Below are 5,963 nucleotides of genomic sequence, written 5' to 3'. Positions count from 1 at the left end.
CTCGTCACCCGCGTGGGGATGGTGAGCACCTGGCCCGCGCGCAGATCCGCATTGCTCATCAGCCCGTTGGCGTCCGCGATCAGGTACCAGAGGTTGCCGTCGCCATACGCGCCCTTGGCAATGCTTTGCAGCGTGTCGTTGACTTGCACCGCATACATGCCCGGACTGCCCGAGGGATAGTTGCCGTCGATCGGCTGATACCCGAAGCTGAAGCTCACCTCGGGCTTGATCACATCAGCGCCCGGTATGAACGGATTGCCCTGCGGGTAGCGCTGATCGATCGTCTGCCCATAGCGCCCGAGCACCTCCCCGTTCACCACCATCTGGCGCTGGCCGTTGTAAGCTGTGTTCGGGTCGGTCGCGCTCGTGTAGTCCGCGTAGAGCACGGTGCCTTGGGCATCGTTGACGAAGCGGTGCTGAGGCAGCAGTTGATCGTGCGCATCGATCGTTCGCACCATGTGGCCGTTGGCGTCGTATGCGTAACCCAGGTAGCCCGGCAGCTGGCCGGTGGCCCCGCTCTCCCGGGTCTTGACCTGGTAGCCTTCGGCGCGCTCGAACCGCGTTCTTTCGGCGCTATGAGTAGCCACTGCCGAACCCGCCGCCAGCGATGACGACTCCGACAGCACCATGTTGCCCACGGCGTCGTACTTGTACGTCGCTTCGCTGTGCACTGGCGTCACGCCGACGCTGTTGCTGACCTGGGCGATCAGCCGCCCGTTGGCATCGTAGGTGTTGATGTCCCCGCGCAGAGGCCCACCGGCCAGATCTGCCGGCAAGGGACCGCCATTGAGCAGGTTATGCGCGTTGATGTAGCCCAGGTCCACCCCACCGACGCCAAGCACGACCCCACTCATCAGCACGCGGTCGGCTCCATCGTAGACACGTGTGTCGATCGTCACGCCGTCGCGCGTGTTGGTCTTCAAGCGGCCCAGCGAATCGTAGCTGTAGACCTCCTGGGTCTCGCCTGTCACACCCGTCACCGCCTCCCACTGGCCATTGACCTGGACCACGCGCTGGTCGCTGTTGTGCGTATCGCTCTCGCGGTTGCCGTCCTTGAAATACGTCAACCGATGGCCCTCGGCGCCCAACACCAAGGTGCCATCGGCCAGCCGTTGCGCGTCCACCATCGTCTGGCGGTTCATCGCGTCGTACGCGTAGTACTTGTCGATGTAGTGATCGTTGCCGCCCACGCCGCTGGACGGATCGTTCACATGGATACCCACGTGGGTGCGATTGCCCACCTTGTCGTAGTCGATGCTGATGTACGCACGGGTATCGGCCACCCAGCGGATCCGCCCCAGCGCGTCGTACGCGATCTGGTTGTCCTGGTAGGTGATGCCGCCCTGCACCGTGGTCTCGCGCAGACGACGTCCCGCCAGGTCGTAGCGGTAGCTGGTGGTCTGGCCGATGGCGAGATCGTCGATGCGGATCTGCTGGCCGGCCGCGTCGTAGGCGTAGGTACGGTTCTGCCCACCGTTGGGCCCGCCGCTGCTGCCCTGCGCGACCAGTTGGCGCGCGTTGTCGTAGGTGTAGGTGTATCTGGCTCCGCCGATATCGGTATGCCCCTTGAGCTGTCCGAAGTAGTCGTAGCGCCATGCGGCCACCGCGCCGTTGGCATCCATCTCGATGATCTTGCGGTTCAGCGCGTCGTAGGCCGCCAGGGTGGTCTGGCCCAGCGGCTGGGTGGTCCTGATCAGGTTGCCGCGCAGGTCGTAGTCATACTTGATCTTGTCGCCGGCGCCATTGATCTGGCTGAGCTTGCGCCCGGCCTGGTCCCAGCTCTGCCACTCCGCGATGGCTTCTCCACCGGAGCCCCTGTTGGTCCGCACCAGCCGGTCCAGCTTGTCGTACAGGAAGGTTGTGGTCCGGTTGACGGCATCGATGGTGCGAACCTTGTCGCCGAATGCGTTGTAGGCATGGCTGATCACGCCGTCATCGGCATGCAGTTCGCGCACGAGGTTGCCCCCCGCGTCCCACTCCTGGCCGTTGACGTTGCCGTTGGCGTCGCGCACGGCCACCTGATGGCCCATGGCGTCGTAGTAGATCTGCGTGACCGGCGCGTTGGCGTTGGTGACGTTGCCATTCGCATCCGCGCCGGCATTGCCGTCCGCATCGGTCTGCACCTGGCGGATCAGCTGGTTGTTGGCGTTGTAGCTGTAGGTGGTCTTCCACGCCGTCGAGCGCGGGTCTGTGATGGAGACCACGTTGCCCCAGCGGTCCACGTTCTGGTTGACCACAGGGCGTTGGTAACCACTGCTTCCGTTGACACCTGCCACGATGCCCAGACTCGGGCCGCCCAACATCGGGTCCTGGCTGATCGCATAGGGGCCGGGCTGCGTGGCTGCCCAACCATACTGCGCCGGGCTGCCGGGAGTCCCTGGAATGGTGTAGCCCGGCTGGTAAGCCGGCGTCGTGTCGGTGATGCTGATGCTGCCGTCACCGTTGACGGTCAGCTGGCCGATCGCATGGTGCGTCGGCACCAGCACGTTGGGCGCGATGGAGTACGAGTAGACGTACGTGTAGACGCCCGGCGACAGGCTTGGCGAGTGCGACGGAATGTAGTAGCCGTAGAGTCCGTCGGGATAGACGATGTTCTGCGGCACGAGGATGCCGCCAGGCACGCCGATCTGCAGGCTGCTGAGGTAGGGCAGCATCACCGGCAGTCGCATGGCCGGCACGTAGACGGGTTGCCCTTCTCCGTCGTTGGGCTCGTAGGGATACGGCGCAATGACCGCCACACCGTCGATGTGCGGCAACCCTACCGGCGCAATCACCTGCTCGGGCGTGCCTGGCACGGCCGCCACCTTATTGAGCTGGCCGGTGGCATGGGCGTATGGCCCGGCATCGCCCGGGTGCGTCCACAGCAACTCGTACTCATAGGTCCCGCCGGCAAGGCCCGCAAGGCTGATGCCGCTCCAGCCGCCCTGCGGCTGGCCGATGGACTGCTCCATCCATGGCCCTTGGGAACCCGCCACACGCAACCGGATGATCTGCGTATCGCCCGCCTGCGGGCTCTGCCACGCGAAGGTCTCCGGCGCAACGCCCAGGCTGGTGTTCAGGCTGATGGTGGCCAGCAGATGCGGCGTGATCGACAGGGAGCCTGTCGCGGTTGGCGTCGTCAGGCTCGCGGGGTCGCCGGGCACCTGGGTGAAGACCCGGTACTCGTAGTTGCCCAGTCCGAGCCCGGACGCGTCGTAGCGCAGGCTGTCGCCGAAGCGCGTGGTCGGCACCGTGGTCCAGCCGCTGTCTCCCGAGCTTCCGGCCACGCGCACCTGCACGACCACCGTGGCGCCGGGGTCCTTGGGAGCGGCGACGTCCACGCTCTGCCCCACATAGCCCGTCCCCTCCTTGTCGATGACACGGGTCCAGTGGCCGAAGAGATCTTCCTTGTCGACGGTGACATGGGTCACGCGCTGGATGCGGTTGTCCTCGCTCCAGCTGAACTGCACGCCGTCGGCGCTCTGTGCGGCTCTCAGGATCTGAGTGCGGCTGCCGGCAACATCGTTGCCATTCGCATCCTTGGCGATGTAGTTGATCGTGACCGAGACATCGCCACTGCCCAATCCACCGAGATAGCCGGGCCAGTTCAAGTTCACTGCATTCACATTCTTGCCGTCGGCCCCGTTGCTCGTGGACACCGCAGTGCTGAGAACGCCCGTGTGCACGCTGACGCCGCCCTGGGTCTCCAGGCGTTCGGGCAAGGCAGTGCTTGCCACCCGGCCCAGCAGGTCGTAGGTGGTGTTGGTGCGGCGAACGTCGGCCAGGCCCGCAATCTCCTGGGCGTTGCCGAAATTGCGCAGGTTCAGGTCGGCCCTTCCCTGCCCCGTGCTTCGGATGTCGGCGGTCTGATGGCCTTGCAAGTCGTACAGCGCGACCTTGTCCACGCCGTCGCCCGCGTTGGTGCGCCACAGGCGGCCTGCGTTGTCGTAGTCGAAGTATTCACCGCCCGCCTGGCCCACGACGCCCTTGCTCACCAGTTCGCCGAAGGCGTTGTAGTTCAGTGCGGTATCGACCACCGTGCCCGACGCGGCAGGGCCGCTCGCCAGGGCGTTCTGCCCATCGGCCTGCGCCTGCGTACCCTCCCAGCGCGGCGTAGGCTCCTTGATGGGCGTCGGGAACGGAAACACGATGCCCAACTGGTAGATGCGGATCCGCAGGATGCTGCCGTTCGCACCGATGGGCCCGTCCGATTCGCCGGGCACCAGATCCACGCTGGTGGCGGTGTCGAGCAGGCCCATGTCCGTGAAGTCCTGGCCGTAGGTGACCGTATGGGCCGGCACCGCTGGCTCACTGGGGACGGTGGTCCCGGGCAGCATCTTCGGCGGACGCTCTGGCGTGACGTAGTCGAACTCGACCCTGAACCCGGCGGCCGTCTTCAGGTCGAGAAGGTTGGCCAGCTGCGCGAGCTCGAGCGTGAACTTGCCCATCTCCACCGTCGTATCGACGCCGATCGGCACGTCGCCGTGGGTGCCGTCGGAGGAGTTGTCGTTGCCGTAGATCACCTGTCCGTAGTTCGGGCCGTAGCCTCCCGGCACGACCGTGGCCTTGGGGTTGTTGACGTACCCATTGCCCTGACTGGCTGCACCTTCCGTGTAGACGGCGTTGTCGCTCGGAGTGCCCGGGTCGAGCACGTGCGTCTGCCGGCCCAGCGCGTCATATTGGTAGGCGCGGAACAGGGTGCGCGTGGTGCCTGCGTTGTCGCTGACGCCCTGCCACTCCTTCGCGATCAGGCCTTGTGCGTTGTAGGAGCTGTAGTGATTGACGCCCATGGCGTCGGTGCTCTGCACCTTGTGTCCCAGGGCGTCGTACTGGGTGAAGGTGGTCCGGTCCGAATTGGCGATGGCATCGGCGAAGGCCGAGGGATCGGACATCGGGTCGACCTTGATGGTGCCCGGCAGGTAGCGATGTTCCTCGCCGAGGATCGGTGTCAGGTCGTTGGGGTCAACGAACGGCAGCACCTGCATGACCATCTGCAGCGGCGTGTCCATCGCGCCAGCGCTGGTGGTTCCCAGGTATCCGAGGACGAGGGCATTGCCACTTCCGTCGAGGTCCAAGCTCCAGCCAAGGCCCTGCAGCCGCGCGATCTCGTTGGGGTCGGCCACCAATTGGGTGAATTCGAGATCGCTCTTTTGCCGCATGCGGTACAGCGGTCGTGTATCCGGCGCTTGCGTCTCGGCGACATATCCGATGGGTGTCGGTTCGCCCCAAATCGGGACGCCGTTCACGGGCGCAAGGTTCGCCACCAACTCCGCCTGCGTGACGTACTTGTAGAGATTGGGGAAGAGCGTCGCGTGAATCTGGTAGATCGGCACACCGCCCGCGAAGGGCACGGGCGAGAAGTAGCCGACCGGCCCGACATTCGTCCACCCGTTCGCGGCCAGTTGCGCGACCTGCGGGTTGGGCACCTGCACAGGGCCCAAGGTGCTTGGACTCAGCGGATTGCCATTGGCATCAGCCCCGTTGAGGTACTCGGTCTTGAGCACAACGTTGCCATAGGCATCGCGGCGGAAGACGGTCAATGGCGTGACCGGGGTCGCGCCGTCGCTGCCTGCGCGCGTTGGCTCGGCCACCGCTGTCACGCGCCCCAGCGCGTCGTAGTAGCTGTAGGTCGTGGCGCCCTTGGCGTCGGTCGTGCTCGTGAGGTTGCCCACGGCGTCGTAGCCGTAGCTGGTGGTCAGGTCCCCGCGCGTGCTGGTGCCGTTGGACGCGGTGCTGTACTCGACGTTGCGGCGGCTCTCGCTGGTCTTGCGGTTGTTGCGGTCGTAGAAGATGTCCACGCGCCGATCGTTGGCGGCGTCCGGCGGTGACGTGGGAGGTGTGCCGCCCGCGTTGGTCAGGCCCGTCCACCCCGCGAGGTTGCTTGCCCCGGCCCAGGCCGAACCGTCCGAGTTCTTTGCGGCCTGCGCGTATTCGACGCGCACCGTGGTGTTGCCCGCGGCATCGAAAGCCTGGATGGTCAGGTA

General features: G+C 65.6%; 1 protein-coding gene. It reads right to left on the bottom strand.

The window, feature by feature from the left end; all coding sequences use genetic code 11:
- Positions 1-5,963, bottom strand: a 5,963-nt coding sequence (locus AC07O3_RS34425; protein WP_495341510.1) for a LysM peptidoglycan-binding domain-containing protein, incomplete at both ends; no start/stop codon positions are given.

It is taken from the genome of Variovorax sp. GW821-FHT09D05 (assembly GCF_059416325.1).
This window is presented reverse-complemented; position numbering and strand designations above follow the sequence as displayed.